This window comes from Staphylococcus chromogenes, from assembly GCF_029024625.1.
GTDB lineage: Bacteria > Bacillota > Bacilli > Staphylococcales > Staphylococcaceae > Staphylococcus > Staphylococcus chromogenes.
Genome location: NZ_CP118953.1, coordinates 755,469 through 777,585, shown reverse-complemented (window position 1 = coordinate 777,585; position 22,117 = coordinate 755,469). Strand labels below are relative to the sequence as shown.

Sequence of the window (22,117 nt, the reverse complement as noted above, 5' to 3'; positions counted from 1 at the left end):
AAATTGGAGGGATTTCTATGGTTAATCAAAAAAACGTGATAGACACAATTGAATTTGAGTCATATTCGTCTAACACAGAATTTGAACCAACCACCTTAAAGTCAGGAGCAGAATTACTTATCGATGCTTTTTTAGAGGAAAATGTAGACTATATTTTTGGTTACCCTGGAGGTGCTGTTCTTCCCCTTTACGATTCATTTTATGAGGGGCGCATCCCCCATATTCTTTATCGTCATGAGCAAGGTGCAGTTCATGCAGCTGAAGGATATGCCCGTGTCAGTGGTAAACCCGGCGTTGTCGTTGTTACGAGTGGTCCAGGGGCAACAAACACACTCACAGGAATCGCCGATGCTTATAGTGATTCTTTACCTCTCGTAGTTATTACGGGTCAAGTCGCTACACCAGGCATTGGTAAGGATGCCTTTCAAGAAGCTGATTTACTTTCTATGACGACACCCATTACCAAACATAATTACCAAGTGAATGACGTTAAGGACATTCCTAAAATAGTCAAAGAAGCATTTTACGTTGCGAATTCTGGAAGGAAAGGCCCTGTCGTGATTGACTTTCCAAAGGATATGGGCGTGCTCTCAACGGATAGCCCTCATGAAGCGATTGTTGAAACACCAGGTTATCAAGTGAATTACGCGCCACGTCAAGATGACATCAACCAATTACAAAAGTATTTAGAACACGCTACAAAGCCACTCATTTTAGCAGGGGCTGGCGTACAGTTTTCTAAATCAAATAAGGCTTTACTTACATTTGTTGAGCGTCATAAAATCCCTGTTGTCACGACTTTACACGGTTTAGGTGCGATTCCTTATGAACACCCTTTATTTTTAGGAATGGGTGGCATGCACGGCTCATATGCAAGTAACATGGCGCTTACAGATTGTGACTTACTCATCAATTTAGGTTCTCGTTTTGATGATCGTTTGGCAAGTAATCCAGAAAATTTTGCCCCAAATGCCACGATTGTTCACGTAGATATTGATCCCTCAGAAATCAATAAAATCATCGACACTGATTTAGGCATTGAAGCAGATGTTAAAGCGGTTTTAGACCAGTTGTTAAACTTACCGTTTTCAACAGTTCAACACGAGGCATGGCTAAAGCAAGTGCAACAGAATAAAGAAAAACACCCTTTTAAATATTCAAAAGAGAAAGATACGCCATTAAGTAAACCTCAACGCGCGATTGAATATATTGGAGAACTTACAAATGGAGAAGCCCTCGTGACGACAGATGTCGGACAACACCAAATGTGGGTTGCACAATTTTATCCTTTTAGAACCCACGGACAATTTATCACAAGCGGTGGTTTAGGCACAATGGGATTCGGAATTCCTTCGGCGATTGGGGCTCAATTTGCTTCTCCTCAATCAACAGTTGTCGCTTTTGTAGGTGATGGTGGCTTTCAAATGACGAATCAAGAATTGGCACTTTTAAAAGAATATCAACTCAATATAAAAGTTGTACTCATCAATAATGGAACATTAGGGATGGTAAAACAATGGCAAGATAAATTTTTCAAACAGCGTTTTTCTCATTCTGTGTTTAATGATCAACCCAATTTTATTCAACTCGTTGAAGCATACGGTGTTAAGGCTTATTTAATAGAGCACACGAATGATTTGGAGACAACATTAGATGAAGCGTTTCAATACGATGGCCCTGCTTTTATAGAAATTAGAATCTCCCCTACTGAACCGGTACTACCAATGGTTCCTAGTGGAAAAGCAAATCACGAAATGGAGGGGTTGTTATGAGGCGTACATTTAAATTAAAAGTCTTTGACAAAGTAGGCACGTTGAATCGATTAACTAGTTTATTCGTAAGACGCCAATTTAACATCGTAAATATTTCAGCTAGCCCCACACGTGAAGAAGGCCTAACAGAGATTACATTTGTCGCAGAAGTTCCTAACGAAAAAGTCACACGTACGATTATTCAACAGTTAAAAAAACAAATAAATACACTTCTTGTTGAAGATATTACTGAAACCAATACCTTTAACAGAGAATTACTACTCATAAAATTAAAAGTTCCTGAGGATAAAATGGCATTCGAAAAAACACTCCATTCTTATGATGCGCTTGTTTCCATTTTAAAAGAAGATGATCATGCGATGTACTTACAGGCCATTGGTCCTCAACTTATGTTAGATCAACTTTTAAATGAATTATCATCATTAGAGCTCGAACAAGTTTCACGCACAGGAACAGCGAATATTGTTTAAACAAAATTAATTCACAAATTGGAGGATTCTATTATGACAAACGTATATTACGATCAAAACATTAAAAATGATGCTTTACAAGGTAAGACGATTGCGATTATTGGTTATGGGTCTCAAGGCCATGCACACGCGCAAAATTTAAAAGACAATGGTTATCATGTTGTGATTGGTATTCGTCCAGGCAAATCATTTAACAAAGCGAAAGAAGATGGTTTTGACGTTTTTCCCATAAGTGAAGCAACTGAACAAGCAGATGTCATCATGGTACTTTTACCCGATGAAATTCAAGGTGATATTTACGAAAAAGAAATTCTTCCTCATTTAAAATCACATAATGCGTTAGCGTTTGCACATGGCTTTAACATTCATTTTAATGTGATCCAACCTCCTAGTGATATCGATGTATTTTTAGTCGCACCCAAAGGACCTGGACATCTTGTGAGACGTACTTTCCAAGAAGGTTCTGCAGTGCCAGCACTATTTGCTGTTCATCAAGATGCCTCAGGTCAAGCGCGTGAGATTGCGCTCAGTTATGCAAAAGGGATTGGTGCCACACGTGCTGGGGTTTTAGAAACAACATTTAAAGAAGAAACAGAAACCGATCTATTCGGAGAACAAGCTGTACTTTGTGGAGGTGTCACACGTTTAATTCAAAGTGGATTTGAAGTTTTAGTGGAAGAAGGCTATCAACCAGAAATCGCCTATTTTGAAGTCCTCCATGAAATGAAATTAATTGTGGATTTATTGTATGAAGGTGGATTAGAAAATATGCGTTATTCCATCTCAAATACTGCAGAATTCGGTGATTATGTCTCTGGACCTCGCGTAATTACCAATGATACCAAAGCCAATATGAAAGCTGTTCTCAAAGATATTCAATCAGGCGCATTTAGCGATCGCTTTATTAAAGATAACCAAAATGATTTTGAACAATTTAAAGCGTTACGAGAGCAACAACAAAACCATCCGATTACAGAAGTGGGACAATCTTTACGTGAGATGATGCCCTTTATTAAACAAAAGCGAATTCAAAAATAATATTTCACTCTACATCAAAGGAGTTGTTCCTAATGACAAGTCATATTCAAATTTTCGATACTACTCTAAGAGATGGTGAACAAACCCCTGGCGTCAGTTTTTCATTTGACGAGCGTTTAGAGATTGCAAAGCAACTAGAACGATGGGGTGTGGATGTCATTGAAGCGGGATTTCCCGCTTCTAGTCTAGGCAGCTTTGAATCTGTTAAAGCCATTTCACAAATACTCAAACGTACGACCGTCACTGGATTAGCAAGATGTTACAAAGCGGATATTGACGCTGTTTATGAAGCCACAAAAGAGGCCGTCCACCCTTCCATACACGTATTTATTGCCACAAGCCCGATTCATTTGGAATCGAAATTGAATATGACCGAAAGTGAGGTGCTAGCTTCGATTAATGAACATGTCACCTATGCCAAGTCATTATTTGATGTTGTGCAATTTTCACCAGAGGACGCCACACGAACACCCTTACCTTTTCTAATCGAAAGTGTTCAAACAGCTGTAAATGCTGGAGCTACAGTTATTAATATACCGGATACTGTGGGATACAGTTATCCAAATGAATATGGTCATATTTTTAAAGCTTTGCGAGAATCTATTATTTCAGAAACTGAAATTATTTACAGTGCTCATTGTCACGACGACCTTGGTCTTGCCGTTGCAAATAGTCTTTCTGCCATTGAAAATGGAGCTACACGAATCGAAGGTGCCGTTAATGGCATTGGAGAACGTGCTGGAAATACGGCGCTGGAAGAAATCGCATTAGCGCTTTATGTACGTCAAGATCATTATGCATCTCAAACACAAATTAAACTTGATCTTACGAAAGCGACCTCAGATTTGATTTCTCGATATTCAGGTCTTGCGATTCCACGTAATAAAGCTATCGTGGGTAAAAATGCATTCAGTCACGAATCAGGCATTCATCAAGATGGATTTCTTAAAAATCCCGAAACTTATGAAATTATGACCCCTCAATTAGTCGGTGTTCAACATACTGAGCTTCCTTTAGGAAAGTTGTCGGGTAAGCATGCGTTTCAAGAAAAACTTAGCCAACTGGGTTACACCATCGAAGCCGAAGACCAAAAAGTGCTATTTCAAGCTTTTAAACAAGTTGCAGATAAGAAAAAACAAGTGACTGATCAAGATATTCATGCACTCGTACAAGGCACCGCACACGAATTACAATCTTATTATCAATTAGAAACGCTTCAATTACAGTTTGTATCCAAAGGTTTACAAAGTGCAGTTGTTGTATTGAAAGATAAAACTGGACAAACGTATCAAGATGCGTGTATTGGGACAGGCTCTATCGTTGCGATATATAATGCCGTCGATCGAATTTTTGAGATACATCCTGAATTAACAGATTATCGAATAGAAGCCATTAATGAAGGCATAGATGCTCAAGCTGAAGTACGTGTAGCGATTCAAGTCCAAAATCAAACGTTCCATGGCGTTGGGTTCGATCATGATATTCTCTATGCTTCTTGTAAAGCCTATGTTGAAGCATCATCTAAAGCAATGGCATTGCAGGAGAAGAATCGAGGTGACGTAACATGACGTTTAAACTTGTCGCACTCCCTGGTGATGGTATTGGACCGGAAATAATGCGTGGGACATTAGACATTCTTAATTTATTAGCAGAAACCTTTCACTTTTCATATCAAATTGAAACACATTTACTCGGAGGAAGTGCCTTTGATGCTACAGAAAGTCCACTTCCAGATGATACGTTAAAAGCATGTCAATCTGCGGACGCAATTCTTTTAGGCGCGATAGGTGGGCCTAAATGGCAAAACTGTAAAATTCGTCCGGAACAAGGGCTATTAAAATTACGAAGTGAACTTGGCTTGTTTGCCAATATTCGCCCTACAAAAGTAACCACAGAGATGATCCCCTTCTCACCTTTAAAATCTCATATCGTCAAAGACACAGATTTTATTATTGTACGAGAATTGACGGGAGGCATCTACTTTGGTTCACCACGTCGTTTAGAACCATCCTACGCGAGAGATACGCTTGAATATGCAAAAGCAGAAATTGAACGCATTGCACATGTCGCCTTTCAGCTTGCACAATCCCGTCGAACTAAGGTGACATCCGTAGATAAGGAAAACGTTTTAGCAAGCAGTAAACTCTGGCGCCAAACGATGGAAGAAGTGGCCTGCCTTTATCCAGATGTAACGCTTGAGCATTTACTAGTCGATGCTTGTAGCATGAAACTCATTCAAAACCCGCAACAATTTGATGTTATCGTAACTGAAAATCTTTTTGGCGATATTTTAAGTGATGAAGCTTCTATGTTACCCGGTTCATTAGGGCTATCACCTTCATCAAGTATAAATCAAGCAGGACTTGCTTTGTATGAACCTATTCATGGTTCCGCACCTGATATTGCTGGACAAAACAAAGCCAATCCATTTGGCATGGTTTTATCATTAGCTTTATGTTTAAAAGAATCTTTTCAATTATATGAGGTCGCAAAGTATTTAGAACAATGTGTCTATCACCTCATTTCTCAACGAAGCACAACACCTGATCTTGGCGGGACGTTAACGACATCTGAAGTATTCGAATGCATTAAAACGTATATTAAGGAGGCGTAATTTATGGGCAAAACACTTTTTGACAAACTCTGGGCAAACCATGTCATCACTGGAAAAGAAGGAGAACCTCAACTTATATATATCGATTTACATCTTATTCATGAGGTGACCTCCCCACAAGCTTTTGAAGGACTGAGGTTAAATCATAGAACTTTACGTCGTCCAGATTTAACATTTGCCACATTAGATCATAATGTACCCACTAAAGACATTTTCAATATTCAAGATGATATTGCGAATCAACAAATTCACGCACTCCAACAAAACTGTCAAGAATTTGATGTCACACTCTTTGATATCGGATCAGATGAACAAGGTATTGTACATATGGTCGGACCGGAATTGGGATTAACACAACCAGGAAAAACGGTGGTTTGTGGCGATTCCCACACAGCCACTCATGGTGCCTTTGGCGCTATCGCCTTTGGAATTGGAACAAGTGAGGTAGAGCACGTTTTTGCAACACAAACTTTATGGCAAATCAAACCGAAGAACTTAAAAATTGAAGTGAGCGGCACTTTACCGACGGGGGTTTATGCGAAAGATATTATTCTATATTTAATTCAGCAATATGGCGTCGATTTCGGAACGGGTTATGCTTTAGAATTTAATGGTGACACCATTGATACACTTTCTATGGAAGAACGTATGACCCTTTGTAATATGGCAATTGAAGCTGGTGCAAAATATGGTTTAATTCGTCCAGATATGACAACCTATGAATATTTAAAGGGACGCCCCTACTTCAAAGATAGCAAAACATTACGAGACCAATGGGACAGTTTATATAGTGATGATGATGCATATTTTGATAAAACAGTCGCCCTGGACGTTTCAAACCTTGAACCTCAAGTAACCTGGGGAACAAATCCTGAAATGGGGGTCAGTGTCACAACACCTTTTCCTGAAATACGTAATCAAAATGATGCGCGTGCCTACCAATACATGAACTTAAAACCAGGTCAATATGCTTCAGATATCCCTTTAGGCTATGTTTTTTTAGGTTCATGTACTAATGCAAGATTGTCAGATTTAATTGAAGCAAGTAGCTATATCCAAAAACAAAAAGTCCATCCAAACGTCACAGCCATCGTGGTACCAGGATCTAGGCAAGTTAAGAAACAAGCAGAATCCCTCGGTATCGATCGTATTTTTAAAGAAGCTGGTTTTGAATGGCGTGAACCCGGTTGTAGTATGTGCTTGGGCATGAATCCTGACCAAGTACCAGATGGCGTACACTGCGCTTCAACGAGCAATCGTAATTTTGAAGGACGTCAAGGTAAAGGTGCACGGACACACCTCGTTTCGCCAGCAATGGCAGTAGTCGCAGCCCTTCATGGGCACTTCGTTGACGTTAGAAAGGTGGCAAAATAAAATGACAACGATTCAACCAATAACCCAATTCACAGGTAAAGTTGTCCCCTTGTTCCATGACAATATCGATACAGACCAAATAATCCCGAAAGTTCATCTCAAGCGCATTACAAAAACTGGATTTGGTCCTTATTTATTTGATGAGTGGCGTTATTTAAAAAACGGAGAAGAAAATCCAGAGTTTATTTTAAATCAATCAGCCTACCGTGACGCTACAATACTTGTCACCGGAGATAATTTTGGCTGTGGTTCAAGTCGAGAACACGCGGCTTGGGCACTCAAAGATTTTGGATTTCAAGTGATAATTGCTAAAAGTTTTAGTGATATTTTTTATATGAATTGTACGAAAAACGCCCTATTACCTATTCGAATGGAGGATGAGGCACGACAAATTATCGCACAAAAAGGTGATATTACGATTGATCTGCCTAATCAAAAAATAATAGCGGGCGCCCATACGTTTTCATTTGATATTGAAGCACAATGGAAATATAAATTATTGCATGGTCTTGATGACATTGCCATGACATTATCTCACGAAAAAGAAATTGAAGCCTATGAGCTCAACCACTAAAGGAGTGAACGGTATGTCAGTGACAACACCCACATTAAGTTCAAAAGAAATAGATGAAGCTTTTTTACGTATAAAAGACACGGTGAAACAAACACCACTTGAGCGTGACCCTTATTTATCATTAAAATATCAATGCAACGTCTACTTGAAACGTGAAGATCAACAATGGGTCCGTTCATTCAAATTACGGGGAGCCTATAATGCCATTGCCGTTCTTAATACATCTCAAAAAGCAAAAGGAATCACGTGTGCAAGCGCTGGAAATCACGCACAAGGGGTCGCCTATACTGCCCGTCAATTAAATTTAAAAGCTGTGATTTTCATGCCGATTACAACACCCAATCAAAAAATTGATCAAGTCACTTTTTTTGGAAATCATAATGTTGAGATTAAACTCGTCGGTGATACATTTGATGACTGTCTAACAGAAGCTTTAAAATATACCGAAGCCCACAATATGACCTTTATCGATCCTTTTGACAACCTTGATACAATTGCTGGACAAGGAACTATAGCTAAAGAAATATTTGCCCAGGCCAATGACGATGCTATTCACTTTGACTATGTATTTGGAGCGATTGGAGGCGGAGGTTTAATGTCAGGTGTCTCTACTTACTTTAAAGCACATTCTTCATCAACACGTTGTATAGGTGTAGAACCATTAGGCGCAAGCAGTATGTTTCAATCCGTATCGCAAAACCGTATTGTTCAATTAGAAAATATCGATAAATTTGTTGACGGTGCATCTGTGGCAAAGGTAGGAAGACATACATTTAATATATGTAAATCTCTTCTTGACGGTTATGTACAAATTGATGAAGGTGCTGTTTGTTCTACTATTCTAGATATGTATTCTAAACAAGCCATCGTCGCAGAACCTGCTGGGGCATTAAGTATCAGTGCTTTAGAACAATATAAAACTCAAATCAAAGGTAAAAATGTTGTTTGTATTGTGAGTGGTGGAAACAATGATATTCATCGAATGAAAGAAATTGAAGAGCGCTCACTCTTATATGAAGAAATGAAACATTATTTTATTTTAAACTTCCCTCAAAGACCGGGCGCATTAAAACAATTTGTCAATGAGGTCTTAGGACCCAATGACGACATCACAAAATTTGAATATCTTAAAAAAGCTTCACAAAATACAGGTACCGTCATCATCGGCATCCAACTGAAATTTCATGAAGATTTGGCTCAATTAAAAGACCATATCCATCAATTTGACCCCAAACACATTTATATTAATGAAAACAAAATGCTTTATTCCTTACTCATATAAAATCAAAAAACCCCCAAGTACATCGTGTACTTGGGGTTCGTTTGCTTGGCAACGTCCTACTCTCGCGGAACGTAAGTCCGACTACCATCGGCGCTAAAGAGCTTAACTTCTGTGTTCGGCATGGGAACAGGTGTGACCTCTTTGCTATTGTCACCAAACAATTTTTTCACTTCGTAAAATGAATGTTTATACATTCAAAACTAGATAGTAAGTATTGTTTCACAAGCATCACCTTATGAACTAAATTGATTAAGTCTTCGATCGATTAGTATTCGTCAGCTCCACGTATCGCTACGCTTCCACCTCGAACCTATTAACCTCATCATCTTTGAGGGATCTTATAACCGAAGTTGGGAAATCTCATCTTGAGGGGGGCTTCATGCTTAGATGCTTTCAGCACTTATCCCGTCCATACATAGCTACCCAGCTATGCCGTTGGCACGACAACTGGTACACCAGAGGTATGTCCATCCCGGTCCTCTCGTACTAAGGACAGCGCCTCTCAAATTTCCTACGCCCACGACGGATAGGGACCGAACTGTCTCACGACGTTCTGAACCCAGCTCGCGTACCGCTTTAATGGGCGAACAGCCCAACCCTTGGGACCGACTACAGCCCCAGGATGCGATGAGCCGACATCGAGGTGCCAAACCTCCCCGTCGATGTGAACTCTTGGGGGAGATAAGCCTGTTATCCCCGGGGTAGCTTTTATCCGTTGAGCGATGGCCCTTCCATGCGGAACCACCGGATCACTAAGTCCGTCTTTCGACCCTGCTCGACTTGTAGGTCTCGCAGTCAAGCTCCCTTATGCCTTTACACTCTATGAATGATTTCCAACCATTCTGAGGGAACCTTTGAGCGCCTCCGTTACACTTTAGGAGGCGACCGCCCCAGTCAAACTGCCCGCCTGACACTGTCTCCCAACTCGATAAGAGTTGCGGGTTAGAAATCCAATACAATTAGGGTAGTATCCCACCAATGCCTCCACGTAAGCTAGCGCTCACGTTTCTAAGGCTCCTACCTATCCTGTACAAACTGTACCGAATTTCAATATCAGGCTACAGTAAAGCTCCACGGGGTCTTTCCGTCCTGTCGCGGGTAACCGGCATCTTCACCGGTACTATGATTTCACCGAGTCTCTCGTTGAGACAGTGCCCAAATCGTTACGCCTTTCGTGCGGGTCGGAACTTACCCGACAAGGAATTTCGCTACCTTAGGACCGTTATAGTTACGGCCGCCGTTTACTGGGGCTTCGATTCGTAGCTTCGCTAATGCTAACCACTCCTCTTAACCTTCCAGCACCGGGCAGGCGTCAGCCCCTATACGTCACCTTACGGTTTAGCAGAGACCTGTGTTTTTGATAAACAGTCGCTTGGGCCTATTCACTGCGGCTCTTCGAAGCGTGAACCTCAAAGAGCACCCCTTCTCCCGAAGTTACGGGGTCATTTTGCCGAGTTCCTTAACGAGAGTTCGCTCGCTCACCTTAGAATTCTCATCTTGACTACCTGTGTCGGTTTGCGGTACGGGCACCAATCTTCTAGCTAGAGGCTTTTCTCGGCAGTGTGAAATCAACGACTCGAGGAAAACATGTTTCCTCTCCCCATCACAGCTTGACCTTAATGAGTGCCGGATTTGCCTAACACTCAGTCTTACTGCTTGGACGTGCACTCCAACAGCACGCTTCGCCTATCCTACTGCGTCCCCCCATCGCTTAAAACGAATCATGGTGGTACAGGAATATCAACCTGTTATCCATCGCCTACGCCTGTCGGCCTCAGCTTAGGACCCGACTAACCCAGAGCGGACGAGCCTTCCTCTGGAAACCTTAGTCAATCGGTGGACGGGATTCTCACCCGTCTTTCGCTACTCACACCGGCATTCTCACTTCTAAGCGCTCCACATGTCCTTGCGATCATGCTTCAACGCCCTTAGAACGCTCTCCTACCATTGTCCTAAAGGACAATCCACAGCTTCGGTAATATGTTTAGCCCCGGTACATTTTCGGCGCAGTGTCACTCGACTAGTGAGCTATTACGCACTCTTTAAATGATGGCTGCTTCTAAGCCAACATCCTAGTTGTCTGGGCAACGCCACATCCTTTTCCACTTAACATATATTTTGGGACCTTAGCTGGTGGTCTGGGCTGTTTCCCTTTCGAACACGGACCTTATCACCCATGTTCTGACTCCCAAGTTAAATTATTTGGCATTCGGAGTTTGTCTGAATTCGGTAACCCGAGAGGGGCCCCTCGTCCAAACAGTGCTCTACCTCCAATAATCATCACTTGAGGCTAGCCCTAAAGCTATTTCGGAGAGAACCAGCTATCTCCAAGTTCGATTGGAATTTCTCCGCTACCCTCAGTTCATCCGCTCACTTTTCAACGTAAGTCGGTTCGGTCCTCCATTCAGTGTTACCTGAACTTCAACCTGACCAAGGGTAGATCACCTGGTTTCGGGTCTACGACCAAATACTCATTCGCCCTATTCAGACTCGCTTTCGCTACGGCTCCACATTTTCTGCTTAACCTTGCATCAGATCGTAACTCGCCGGTTCATTCTACAAAAGGCACGCCATCACCCATTAACGGGCTCTGACTACTTGTAAGCACACGGTTTCAAGTTCTCTTTCACTCCCCTTCCGGGGTACTTTTCACCTTTCCCTCACGGTACTGGTTCACTATCGGTCACTAGAGAGTATTTAGCCTTGGGAGATGGTCCTCCCAGATTCCGACGGAATTTCACGTGCTCCGCCGTACTCAGGATCCACTCAGGAGGGAAGATGTTTTCGACTACAGGATTTTTACCTTCTCTGATTAACCTTTCCAGGTTATTCGTCTAACATATTCCTTTGTAACTCCGTACAGAGTGTCCTACAACCCCAACAAGCAAGCTTGTTGGTTTGGGCTCTTCCCGTTTCGCTCGCCGCTACTCAGGGAATCGATTTTTCTTTCTCTTCCTCCGGGTACTAAGATGTTTCAGTTCTCCGGGTCTACCTTCTCACATGCTATGTATTCACATGCGGATAACACGACATAACTCGTGTTGGGTTCCCCCATTCGGAAATCTCTGGATCACAGCTTACTTACAGCTCCCCAAAGCATATCGTCGTTAGTAACGTCCTTCATCGGCTTCTAGTGCCAAGGCATCCACCGTGCGCCCTTAATAACTTAATCTTTTGATGTTTTGGCAATCGTTTACATTCGGCTTTCGAATTGAACAATAACCAACATCCACCAGTTATTAATTATTGTGAGTCGTCTGTCGACGACTAGCGATAATTTTTGTTTCAAGCTTTTCGCTTGTCACTCGGTTTTGCTTGGTAAAATCTATACTTACTTATCTAGTTTTCAATGTACAATGTTGAATCCTCAAAATGAGCATTCAAAACTGAATACAATATGTCTCCGTTATTCCTTATCGCTTAAAAGCGATATTCCGTATATTATCCTTAGAAAGGAGGTGATCCAGCCGCACCTTCCGATACGGCTACCTTGTTACGACTTCACCCCAATCATTTGTCCCACCTTCGACGGCTAGCTCCAAATGGTTACTCCACCGGCTTCGGGTGTTACAAACTCTCGTGGTGTGACGGGCGGTGTGTACAAGACCCGGGAACGTATTCACCGTAGCATGCTGATCTACGATTACTAGCGATTCCAGCTTCATGTAGTCGAGTTGCAGACTACAATCCGAACTGAGAACAACTTTATGGGATTTGCTTGACCTCGCGGTTTCGCTGCCCTTTGTATTGTCCATTGTAGCACGTGTGTAGCCCAAATCATAAGGGGCATGATGATTTGACGTCATCCCCACCTTCCTCCGGTTTGTCACCGGCAGTCAACTTAGAGTGCCCAACTTAATGATGGCAACTAAGCTCAAGGGTTGCGCTCGTTGCGGGACTTAACCCAACATCTCACGACACGAGCTGACGACAACCATGCACCACCTGTCATTTTGTCCTCCGAAGAGGAAAACTCTATCTCTAAAGTGGTCAAAAGATGTCAAGATTTGGTAAGGTTCTTCGCGTTGCTTCGAATTAAACCACATGCTCCACCGCTTGTGCGGGTCCCCGTCAATTCCTTTGAGTTTCAGTCTTGCGACCGTACTCCCCAGGCGGAGTGCTTAATGCGTTAGCTGCAGCACTAAGGGGCGGAAACCCCCTAACACTTAGCACTCATCGTTTACGGCGTGGACTACCAGGGTATCTAATCCTGTTTGATCCCCACGCTTTCGCACATCAGCGTCAGTTACAGACCAGAAAGCCGCCTTCGCCACTGGTGTTCCTCCATATCTCTGCGCATTTCACCGCTACACATGGAATTCCACTTTCCTCTTCTGCACTCAAGTTTTCCAGTTTCCAATGACCCTCCACGGTTGAGCCGTGGGCTTTCACATCAGACTTAAAAAACCGCCTACGCGCGCTTTACGCCCAATAATTCCGGATAACGCTTGCCACCTACGTATTACCGCGGCTGCTGGCACGTAGTTAGCCGTGGCTTTCTGGTTAGGTACCGTCAAGATGTGCACAGTTACTTACACATTTGTTCTTCCCTAACAACAGAGCTTTACGATCCGAAGACCTTCATCACTCACGCGGCGTTGCTCCGTCAGGCTTTCGCCCATTGCGGAAGATTCCCTACTGCTGCCTCCCGTAGGAGTCTGGACCGTGTCTCAGTTCCAGTGTGGCCGATCACCCTCTCAGGTCGGCTACGTATCGTTGCCTTGGTGAGCCGTTACCTCACCAACTAGCTAATACGGCGCGGGTCCATCTATAAGTGACAGCAAGACCGTCTTTCACTATCGAACCATGCGGTTCGATATGTTATCCGGCATTAGCCCCGGTTTCCCGGAGTTATTCCAGTCTTATAGGTAGGTTACCCACGTGTTACTCACCCGTCCGCCGCTAACGTCAAAGGAGCAAGCTCCTCGTCAGTTCGCTCGACTTGCATGTATTAGGCACGCCGCCAGCGTTCATCCTGAGCCAGGATCAAACTCTCCATAAAAGAAGTAAGCTTGATATAGCTCGTTGATTGGTTCAGCCAATCACTCTAGAAAGTACGTTACGTACTCAAAATTATTGGAATTAACGTTGACATATTGTCATTCAGTTTTCAATGTTCATGTAAAAATAAATGGAGCGGGTGATGGGAATCGAACCCACAACATCAGCTTGGAAGGCTGAGGTTTTGCCATTAAACTACACCCGCAAATAATTAATTTTGAGGTTGATGCGGCCGAGAGGATTTGAACCTCCACGGGAATACTCCCACTAGGCCCTCAACCTAGCGCGTCTGCCGTTCCGCCACGACCGCTCGGTAAAAATCGAATGATTTTTTCGACAAGATTTATTGTACTATGTGTTATTCGCATTGTCAACACTTTTTTAACATTAAATTAATGTTTGTAACGTGTTGTTAATCTTATTTTCACAACGTATTTAATCATACATCAAATTGTATTCAATGTCAATCACTTATTTCATAAAAACCATTTATTTATTCCTATGACTTGTGACGACCTAAATTATTATACGAATTCAATGTTAAGATGTCAATAAAGAATTTAAAAATATTAGGCCCCTATCATAAATCTTATTTTTTAAGTCTTTACTAGAAGACTTCAATGAATATATTCATAAAAAACTCCCCACTGAGAAATCATTTCGTGGGGAGTCTCTATATGATATTTTTAATCCTCATCTACTATCGCTATACTTCTAGTTGGCACTACTTGAGTTACTTGAAACCTTTTGTTTGATAAGCTACTTTAATACCTTAACTAATTTTAAACTCCCTCCACATTGTCCGCATCTCATTTTATTCGTATTAACACGACGTATTCTTAAAAACGTTTTATGACATTTTTTACACATATATTCGTAATTCGCGCGCGTTTCATAACTCTCAATAGAATTACAAAAACGTGGCGCGCCTACTTTTAGTGCCAACTGTCGGAAATCTCTGTCTCGGTGTTGATACCCTTTTCCTTCTAAATGAAGAAAATAATGGCACAGTTCATGTTTAATGATATTGTCTAGTTCTTTTAAACCAAAGTGTTCATATTGCTTTGGATTTATTTCAATATCATGTGTTTTTAAAAGATATCGCCCTCCTGTACTACGTAATCTATGATTAAAATAAATCCGATGACGAAAAGGCTTTCCAAATAAGGTTAATGCTAGATTTTCAGCATGTTGTTGCAATTCTTGATTAAGCATGCGGATCTATCATTGTTAATGCGACTTTTCCTTTTTCGCTATCGATGGAATCAATCCAAACATCAACAATATCCCCTACACTCACAACATCCATCGGGTGTTTTACAAAGCGTTTTGCTAACTTAGAAATATGCACTAAGCCATCTTGTTTCACACCAATATCTACAAACGCTCCAAAATCAACAACATTTCGTACTGTTCCACTCAATTTCATTCCTTTGTTTAAATCTTCAATAGATAATACATCAGATTTTAATTGTGGTGTTTCATATTCATCCCTTGGGTCACGATGGGGAGCCATTAATGATTTCACAATATCTTCAAGCGTCGGAACGCCGACCTTAAGTTGTTCAGCATATGTTTTTATATCTATATTTTTTAAGGTTGCTTTACAACGCTCTGTTCCGAGTTCTGATACTTCTATTTTCAAAATTTTAAGTAAGTCATATGTTGCGGGATAACTTTCAGGGTGAATAGCCGTATTATCAAGAGGTTCGTCCCCATCCACAATTCTTAAGAAGCCAATACTCTGTTCAAACGTTTTTGCACCTAGGCGTTTTACATTATTAATTTCTTTGTGATGCTTAATTACACCATTTTCTTCCCTATACTGAATGATGTTATTTGCGATGGGTTTAGATAAACCTGCGACATATTGCAATAATGTACTTGATGCTGTATTAACATTAACACCTACTTGGTTTACTGCTGTTTCAACGACAAAGTTCAATGCTTCTCCTAATTGTTTTTGATTAACGTCATGTTGGTATTGACCGACACCTATAGATTTAGGATCTATTTTTACAAGCTCACTTAAAGGGTCTTGCACGCGACGGCCTATAGAAACCGCACTTCGTTCTTCGACTTGAAAATCAGGAAATTCCTGTCGTGCAATGTCTGAAGCAGAATAGACGGAAGCGCCTGCCTCATTCACAATAATGTATTGAATATTCAATTCATGCTTTTGAATCATATTCGCCACAAACTGTTCTGTTTCACGACTCGCTGTTCCGTTCCCAATTGCCACCAATTCAATTTGGTACGTATTAACCATCTCTAAGAAAATACGTTCAGCTTCTTTCGTTTTAGAGATAGGCGGATGTGGATACATGACCGATTTCGCTACGAAAGAGCCAAGTGGATTAATGACTGCCAACTTACAACCGGTGCGAAACGCTGGATCCACACCTAAAATCTGTTTTTCTTTCAATGGTGGCTGTAACAGTAAATGCTTTAAATTTTCACTGAAAACATCAATTGCTTTTTCTTCGGCACGTGCTGTTAAATCTCCACGAATTTCACGTTCAATTGAAGGAAAAATTAACCGCTTCATTGCATCTTCAATGGCTAAGATAACAATTTGAGATAATTCATTTGTATCTTTAATTTCTATTTTCTTAATTTCTTCCGACAGTTTCGTTTTATCAACATCAATTTTAACATTCAAAATTTTTTCTTTTTCGCCGCGGTTCATTGCTAAAATACGATGATTGGCAATACGCTTTAATGGCTCAGCGTAATCATAATACATCGCATAAGTTGCTTTTTCATCTTCGGCATTTTTCTTTTTAGATGTTACAATCTCTCCGTGTTTCAAGGTTTCTTTTAATATTCGTTGACGATATTTAGGGTTATCCGCAATACGCTCCGCAATAATATCTTGTGCGCCTAATAGGGCTTCATCGATTGTTTTTACTTCTTCATTAATAAACTTTTGCGCTTCTTGATTTAAAGACTTTGTTGAATTTTGCGTATCAATCCATTTGGCTAGTGGTTCTAAGCCTTTACGTTTGGCTTCCGTCGCACGTGTCTTTTTCTTTTGCTTAAAAGGTCTATAGAGGTCTTCAACTCGTTGTAATTTAGTTTGCTTTAAAATATCGGCTTTTAATTCATCTGTTAACAATCCTTGTTGCTCTATATTATGTATCACTTCTTCTTTACGTTTTTGCAGTTGCAACATGTACGCATATTCGTCTTCAATTTTTTTAATTTCAACTTCATCTAATCCCCCGGTCGCTTCTTTACGATAGCGTGCAATAAAGGGAACTGTATTTTTTTCTTCGAGTAATTGTAATACCGCTTCTATTTGCTTTATTGAAAATTGGTATTCGTTATGTATTGCTTGAATTAATGTATTTGCCAAAAGGTTCACCACTTTCTTAAATCTTACTTTGTTTATTTTATCATTATTCATGGATAAAAATCATGCCGTTATTCAAGCACAATAAAAGAGGCATAGACTTTATCGTCTAGCCTCTCACCATTTATGATTAACCAATCACATTTTGATTGATAAATTATTTCTTTGCCGCTTCTTGAAGTTTTTTAATGGCTGTTCGTTGTAAACGCGAAACGTGCATCTGACTTAACCCTATACGTTCACCCGTTTCTTTTTGGCTTAAACCGTCGATAAAGGTACATTGTATAATTTCACGTTCTCTATCAGATAGAATTGGAATAATACGCTCTAAAATCATGCGCTTTTCCGTCAAATCATAGTTATCATCTTGACTTCCCATAATATCAAGCAATGTGACTGTAGAACCATCTTTATCAGCTTCAATGGAGTGATCCACACTTAAAGCGTTATAGCTCTGACCCATTTCCATTGCTTCAAGCACTTCTTCATCTGTTACTTCTAATCGCGCAGCAATTTCAGCAATTGAAGGGGACCGTTCGAGTTCATTTGTAAGTTCATCACTGACTTTTTTAATTCTTGGACCAATTTCCTTAATGCGTCTAGGAACGTGTACACTCCAAGTTTTATCACGTAAATATCTTTTAATCTCCCCGATGACAGTTGGAACTAAGAAAGCTTCAAACTTACGATCAAATGACAAATCAAAACGGTTTATCGCACCTATAAGTCCGACCATGCCGACTTGCACTAGGTCTTCGTGATGAGATTGGCCTTTTGAATATTTATAGGCCAATGATTCGATTAGCTTTTCATAATGTTTTACGAGTTTTTCTTGCGCTTCTTTATCTTGATGTTCTTGGTGTCGTTTAATCCAGTCGTTGATTTGTTCAGGTGAAACAGAATTAACTGATTTCGACTCTTTCGTCATTATTTCGCACCTGCTCTTTTTTGATATACTTGATCATGCTAATCGTTACCCCTGTCTCTTTGTCAACAGTGACTTCATCCATTAACGACTCAATTAAGAATAAACCTAGTCCACCTTCACGTAAAAAGTCGATGTTTTCATTATCTTGATAAGGTCCGAGTTGTTGTTTTGTTTCTTGATAATTAAAACTCTCACCTTGATCTGAAACGATAATCTTAATGTACGTATCGCTTTTTTCAAAACCGACATTGATATAACCGGTTTCTTTTTTATCTTTATACGCATGTTTAACCGCATTTGTCACAGCTTCACTTACTGCAATTTTAGCGTCTTCAATATCATCATAAGAAGCACCTACTTGAGTGAATACTCCCGATAAAGTAAGACGAATCAAACTTACATATTCTGCAGACGCTGGAAGCCTCATTTCGATAAAATCATTTCTGTTTGGCATGATTATTCGACCTCCGTCCCTTCGTTCACGTGCATCAAGTCACTTAAACCTGTAATTTCAAATAATCGTTTAATTCTATTATTAACACCAAGAATATACAATTCTTTATTATTTTGATTTAAAGATTTCAATGTACCCACAAAGAGACCGAGCCCTGTTGAATCCATATATGATAGATTTTCTAAATTTACATGTATATCATGTGTTCCAGCTTGTCTAATAGGAACTAACACTTTTTCTAATTCGGGAACAGTTGCGACATCGAGTTCGCCGCTTACGGTAACGTCATAATGTTTGTCATGTTCTTGTGATTCGATATTAAGGTTCATTATTGTTTACACTCCTACAAATATACTCTACTACGGACTTTTACCCATTTCTATGTTGCATTAATCTAAATTTATAGAAATTAATTGACTCTCTTAATAATTAATATTGTTAAATCGTCTCGTTTCCCTTCTTTATGTATACGAATCAGTTGTTCATATAGCAATTGGACAATATCTTGAGGATGTAATTGTTTATAGCCTTTAATAAATTCTAAAAGCTTTTCTTGATTAATAAACTCCCCATTTTCTCGACGTATTTCTGTCACACCATCTGTAAATATGATAATTAAATCATTGATATTAATTTTAATCTCTTTTTGGTCATATCGAATGTGCGAGCTCACGCCTAAAATACGCCCACGAACATCAATTTCCTCGAATTCATCTTTATCTGCTCGAAAAATATATCCTGGCTCATGCCCTGCTGAACTACAATATAAGATATGGTTCATTTCTTCGTATAAGCCATAAAACATCGTTACAAACATATTTTGATTGACGTTTTTTTCAACCACACGATTAAGACGCTTTAAACCGTCATTCGGAAGTTGTGAATGCCCGTAGGAATCCATACCAAACTTAATCATACTCATTGCGAGTGCTGCAGGAATTCCTTTCCCGATAACATCGGCGACAGCAAAACTCATCGTGCCATCTTTATGGTCAATCAAGTTAAAGTAATCTCCACTCACGCGTTGAGCTGCCACTGAAATCACGCCAATTTGAATACTGTCAAATTGCGGAATTTCAGTTTTTAACATGGTTTGTTGGAGTCTGGAAGCCACATCCAATTCTTTATCATGAACTTCCATTCGATCGATTAAATCTTTATAATCAGAATAATTAAAACCAAAACTAGAAATCACTTTTTCTAAAACATCCAGACTTTCCATCAACTCTGACTGAGAAAGTTGATGCGTCTCTGCATATTTTTTATGCATGCGGACAATATCTTCAGGCGTTACCCCTTTACCTGTAATATGATCTGCATAGTTTGAAGCAGATTGAAGTGTTTGGGCTTTGTCTTCGTTATTGATAAATGTTTCTACTAACTCAAAGTAGCGTACTTCATTTTGCTGCGTCAAATGGACGTTCCCCCCTTTTTTATCACAAGGTAAAAGGCTTTAGGAAATTTAAAATCCTAAAGCCTATTTGTGTTGATTCATGTGCAATCCTAAGCTAATTCCAAGTGCCGCATTGACCTCTTTCATCTTTTTATCAGAAAGAAAGGTGAGCTTTTCTTTAAGCCTCTTTTTATCGACTGTTCTAATTTGTTCTAACAAAATAACAGAATCTTTGTCGAGTTTATATTTTTTCTTATCAATTTCGACATGCGTTGGAATTTTCGCTTTATTGATGCGACCTGTAATCGCTGCAACAATCACGGTCGGACTGTATTTATTACCAGTATCATTTTGAATAATAACGACAGGTCTGACTCCCCCTTGCTCTGACCCTTGTACTGGTGATAAATCCGCTAAATAAACATCGCCACGCTTCATTTAGTCATCCTTGTGGTTAGAAAGTAAGTGTGATTCGTTGCAATCACATGCTTCACATTCGACAAAGTATGCTTCTGTTGCTAGGGAGAGATTTAAATCTGCCATCTGAACATACCCCTCTTTCAAAGATTGCTCTAAACTTTTCACTCTTGTTTGATTGAATGCTGACATAAGTAGGACCTCCATATCAATACAACAGATAAAATTTTCATCGATTCTATTACATGATAACAAAAATCCTATATCTTAACCATACTATTTTAATAATTCGTTGGATATTTCACTCAATTGTTGATATTTGTAAACTCTAGCCACGCGTCGACTAATATTGCATAAAACTTCATAATTAATCGTATTTTGTTGTTGCGCTAAGGCTTCGACAGATTGAGGTGTGTTTGCCTTTGCTTCTATCAATGTTACTACGTCACCAATACGTGCTTGATTTGGGACACGTATCGCTACTTGGTCCATGCTCACACGCCCGACGATTTCACATTGATATTCATTTAATTTTACATAACCCCCTTGCATATTACGTAAAAAGCCATCTGCATAGCCTACAGGTAATAATGCGATGGTCATCGGTTCATTCGCAGTAAATGTTTCTCCGTATCCTATAGATTCACCGGCTTCTAGATGTTTAACTTGTGTAATTCCCGTCGTCCATTCTACTGAAGGCGAAAGCTGTGCAGTCGCTTTTTCTTCAATAAATTCAGAAGGAAAATACCCAAATAATGAAATCCCAGGTCGAAAAGCATTACAAATCGATGGATCAAAACGTAGTGCCCCAGCTGAATTTTGAATATGAATATATTTAGGGCGGTATGTACTTTCTACGAGCGTTTTAAATCGTTCATATTGTTTTTTTGAAGTGTCATTATCTTCATCAGCTGAAGAAAAATGAGAAAAAACACCTTCAAATTCGAGGTTCGGATGCTGTTCAATCATTTCTATAACTTCATGATATGTTGCTTCGTCTTTAATACCTAAACGATTCATCCCCGTGTCTAATTTGATGTGTACCCATGCTATTTTTTCTGCGTCGTCATCAATGTTTGAAATGGCTGCTTCAAGCCATTCTTTTGAGGGAACACCTATCGCCACACGATGTTGAATTGCTTTATTGATTGCATGAGGGGGAACGCTCGATAAAATAAGTATTTTTTCTTTGATACCATGCATTCGAAGTTCGATGGCTTCATCAAGTGTGGCCACGCAAAAAAATTCAGCACCTAATTGCCTTAAATGTGTTGCAATCTGAATGCTTCCGAGCCCATAAGCATTCGCTTTCACGACTGGCATGATTAACTTATTCGGTTGTAAGCGTGATAATGCGTGGTAATTATTTGTAATCGCCTCTAAATCGATTGTAAGTTCGGTTGCACGATAATATTTTTCTGACATAACTGTCACCTTCCTAAAAT

General features: G+C 40.1%; 17 protein-coding genes, 2 tRNA genes and 3 rRNA genes. 8 read left to right on the top strand and 14 right to left on the bottom strand.

The window, feature by feature from the left end:
• Nucleotides 1–17 precede the first annotated feature (17 nt).
• The 8 genes from ilvB to ilvA are packed head-to-tail and all read left to right on the top strand — an operon-like array spanning nucleotide 18 to nucleotide 9,124.
• A complete protein-coding gene (gene ilvB, locus PYW36_RS03660) occupies nucleotides 18–1,772 on the top strand; it encodes a biosynthetic-type acetolactate synthase large subunit (RefSeq protein WP_103159714.1) in 1,755 nt (584 codons plus the stop codon).
• A complete protein-coding gene (gene ilvN, locus PYW36_RS03655) occupies nucleotides 1,769–2,242 on the top strand; it encodes an acetolactate synthase small subunit (protein ID WP_037575637.1) in 474 nt (157 codons plus the stop codon). The genes ilvB and ilvN overlap by 4 nt, the downstream gene beginning before the upstream one ends.
• Nucleotides 2,243–2,260: 18 nt before the next feature.
• Nucleotides 2,261–3,280: a ketol-acid reductoisomerase gene (gene ilvC, locus PYW36_RS03650; RefSeq protein ID WP_084276051.1), complete on the top strand. Its 1,020-nt coding sequence runs from the start codon at nucleotides 2,261–2,263 to the stop codon at nucleotides 3,278–3,280.
• A gap of 32 nt (nucleotides 3,281–3,312) precedes the next feature.
• Complete coding sequence (locus PYW36_RS03645; RefSeq protein ID WP_103159715.1) at nucleotides 3,313–4,848, top strand: 2-isopropylmalate synthase; 1,536 nt, start codon at nucleotides 3,313–3,315, stop codon at nucleotides 4,846–4,848.
• Nucleotides 4,845–5,894 (top strand): 3-isopropylmalate dehydrogenase, encoded by a 1,050-nt coding sequence (gene leuB / locus PYW36_RS03640; RefSeq protein ID WP_103159716.1) that lies wholly within the window; start codon nucleotides 4,845–4,847, stop codon nucleotides 5,892–5,894. Before PYW36_RS03645 ends, leuB begins: the two co-directional genes overlap by 4 nt.
• 3 nt (nucleotides 5,895–5,897) lie before the next feature.
• Nucleotides 5,898–7,268 carry a 3-isopropylmalate dehydratase large subunit gene (leuC, locus tag PYW36_RS03635; protein WP_103159717.1) on the top strand — a complete coding sequence of 457 codons (1,371 nt, stop codon included), beginning with the start codon at nucleotides 5,898–5,900 and terminating at the stop codon, nucleotides 7,266–7,268.
• Between the two features lies 1 nt (nucleotide 7,269).
• A complete protein-coding gene (leuD, locus tag PYW36_RS03630) occupies nucleotides 7,270–7,842 on the top strand; it encodes a 3-isopropylmalate dehydratase small subunit (protein WP_037575623.1) in 573 nt (190 codons plus the stop codon).
• 13 nt (nucleotides 7,843–7,855) lie between these two features.
• Nucleotides 7,856–9,124, top strand: coding sequence for a threonine ammonia-lyase IlvA (ilvA, locus tag PYW36_RS03625; protein WP_103159718.1), 1,269 nt, complete (start codon nucleotides 7,856–7,858; stop codon nucleotides 9,122–9,124).
• 43 nt (nucleotides 9,125–9,167) lie between these two features.
• On the opposite strand, the gene rrf is transcribed toward ilvA, so the two are convergent.
• The 14 genes from rrf to alr form a co-directional block, all read right to left on the bottom strand.
• Nucleotides 9,168–9,282 (bottom strand): 5S ribosomal RNA (rrf, locus tag PYW36_RS03620).
• Nucleotides 9,283–9,369: 87 nt separating this feature from the next.
• A 23S ribosomal RNA gene (locus PYW36_RS03615) occupies nucleotides 9,370–12,296 on the bottom strand.
• A gap of 279 nt (nucleotides 12,297–12,575) precedes the next feature.
• A 16S ribosomal RNA gene (locus tag PYW36_RS03610) occupies nucleotides 12,576–14,126 on the bottom strand.
• Together the 16S, 23S and 5S rRNA genes with 2 tRNA genes alongside form the textbook arrangement of a ribosomal RNA operon.
• Nucleotides 14,127–14,256: 130 nt before the next feature.
• Nucleotides 14,257–14,330: transfer RNA gene (locus PYW36_RS03605), tRNA-Gly, on the bottom strand.
• Nucleotides 14,331–14,352: 22 nt separating this feature from the next.
• Nucleotides 14,353–14,435, bottom strand: a tRNA-Leu gene (locus PYW36_RS03600).
• 449 nt (nucleotides 14,436–14,884) lie between these two features.
• The gene (locus PYW36_RS03595) at nucleotides 14,885–15,340 is read right to left on the bottom strand and encodes a SprT family protein (RefSeq protein WP_037577163.1); all 456 of its coding nucleotides are present in this window, start codon (nucleotides 15,338–15,340) and stop codon (nucleotides 14,885–14,887) included.
• On the bottom strand, nucleotides 15,333–17,483 hold the full coding sequence (locus PYW36_RS03590) for a Tex family protein (RefSeq protein ID WP_103159489.1): 2,151 nt from the start codon (nucleotides 17,481–17,483) through the stop codon (nucleotides 15,333–15,335). Before PYW36_RS03590 ends, PYW36_RS03595 begins: the two co-directional genes overlap by 8 nt.
• A gap of 154 nt (nucleotides 17,484–17,637) precedes the next feature.
• Nucleotides 17,638–18,408, bottom strand: a complete 771-nt coding sequence (sigB, locus tag PYW36_RS03585) for an RNA polymerase sigma factor SigB (RefSeq protein ID WP_037577167.1) — start codon at nucleotides 18,406–18,408, stop codon at nucleotides 17,638–17,640.
• A complete protein-coding gene (rsbW, locus tag PYW36_RS03580; RefSeq protein ID WP_037577169.1) occupies nucleotides 18,383–18,862 on the bottom strand; it encodes an anti-sigma B factor RsbW in 480 nt (159 codons plus the stop codon). The genes sigB and rsbW overlap by 26 nt, the downstream gene beginning before the upstream one ends.
• Nucleotides 18,863–18,864: 2 nt before the next feature.
• Nucleotides 18,865–19,191: an anti-sigma factor antagonist gene (locus PYW36_RS03575; protein ID WP_037577172.1), complete on the bottom strand. Its 327-nt coding sequence runs from the start codon at nucleotides 19,189–19,191 to the stop codon at nucleotides 18,865–18,867.
• An 80-nt stretch (nucleotides 19,192–19,271) separates the two neighbouring features.
• On the bottom strand, nucleotides 19,272–20,276 hold the full coding sequence (locus PYW36_RS03570; RefSeq protein ID WP_037577174.1) for a SpoIIE family protein phosphatase: 1,005 nt from the start codon (nucleotides 20,274–20,276) through the stop codon (nucleotides 19,272–19,274).
• 63 nt (nucleotides 20,277–20,339) lie between these two features.
• The gene (locus PYW36_RS03565) at nucleotides 20,340–20,693 is read right to left on the bottom strand and encodes a type II toxin-antitoxin system PemK/MazF family toxin (protein WP_103159488.1); all 354 of its coding nucleotides are present in this window, start codon (nucleotides 20,691–20,693) and stop codon (nucleotides 20,340–20,342) included.
• The gene (mazE, locus tag PYW36_RS03560; protein WP_037577177.1) at nucleotides 20,694–20,864 is read right to left on the bottom strand and encodes a type II toxin-antitoxin system antitoxin MazE; all 171 of its coding nucleotides are present in this window, start codon (nucleotides 20,862–20,864) and stop codon (nucleotides 20,694–20,696) included.
• Between the two features lie 84 nt (nucleotides 20,865–20,948).
• On the bottom strand, nucleotides 20,949–22,097 hold the full coding sequence (gene alr / locus PYW36_RS03555; protein ID WP_103159487.1) for an alanine racemase: 1,149 nt from the start codon (nucleotides 22,095–22,097) through the stop codon (nucleotides 20,949–20,951).
• Between the last annotated feature and the right edge of the window lie 20 nt (nucleotides 22,098–22,117).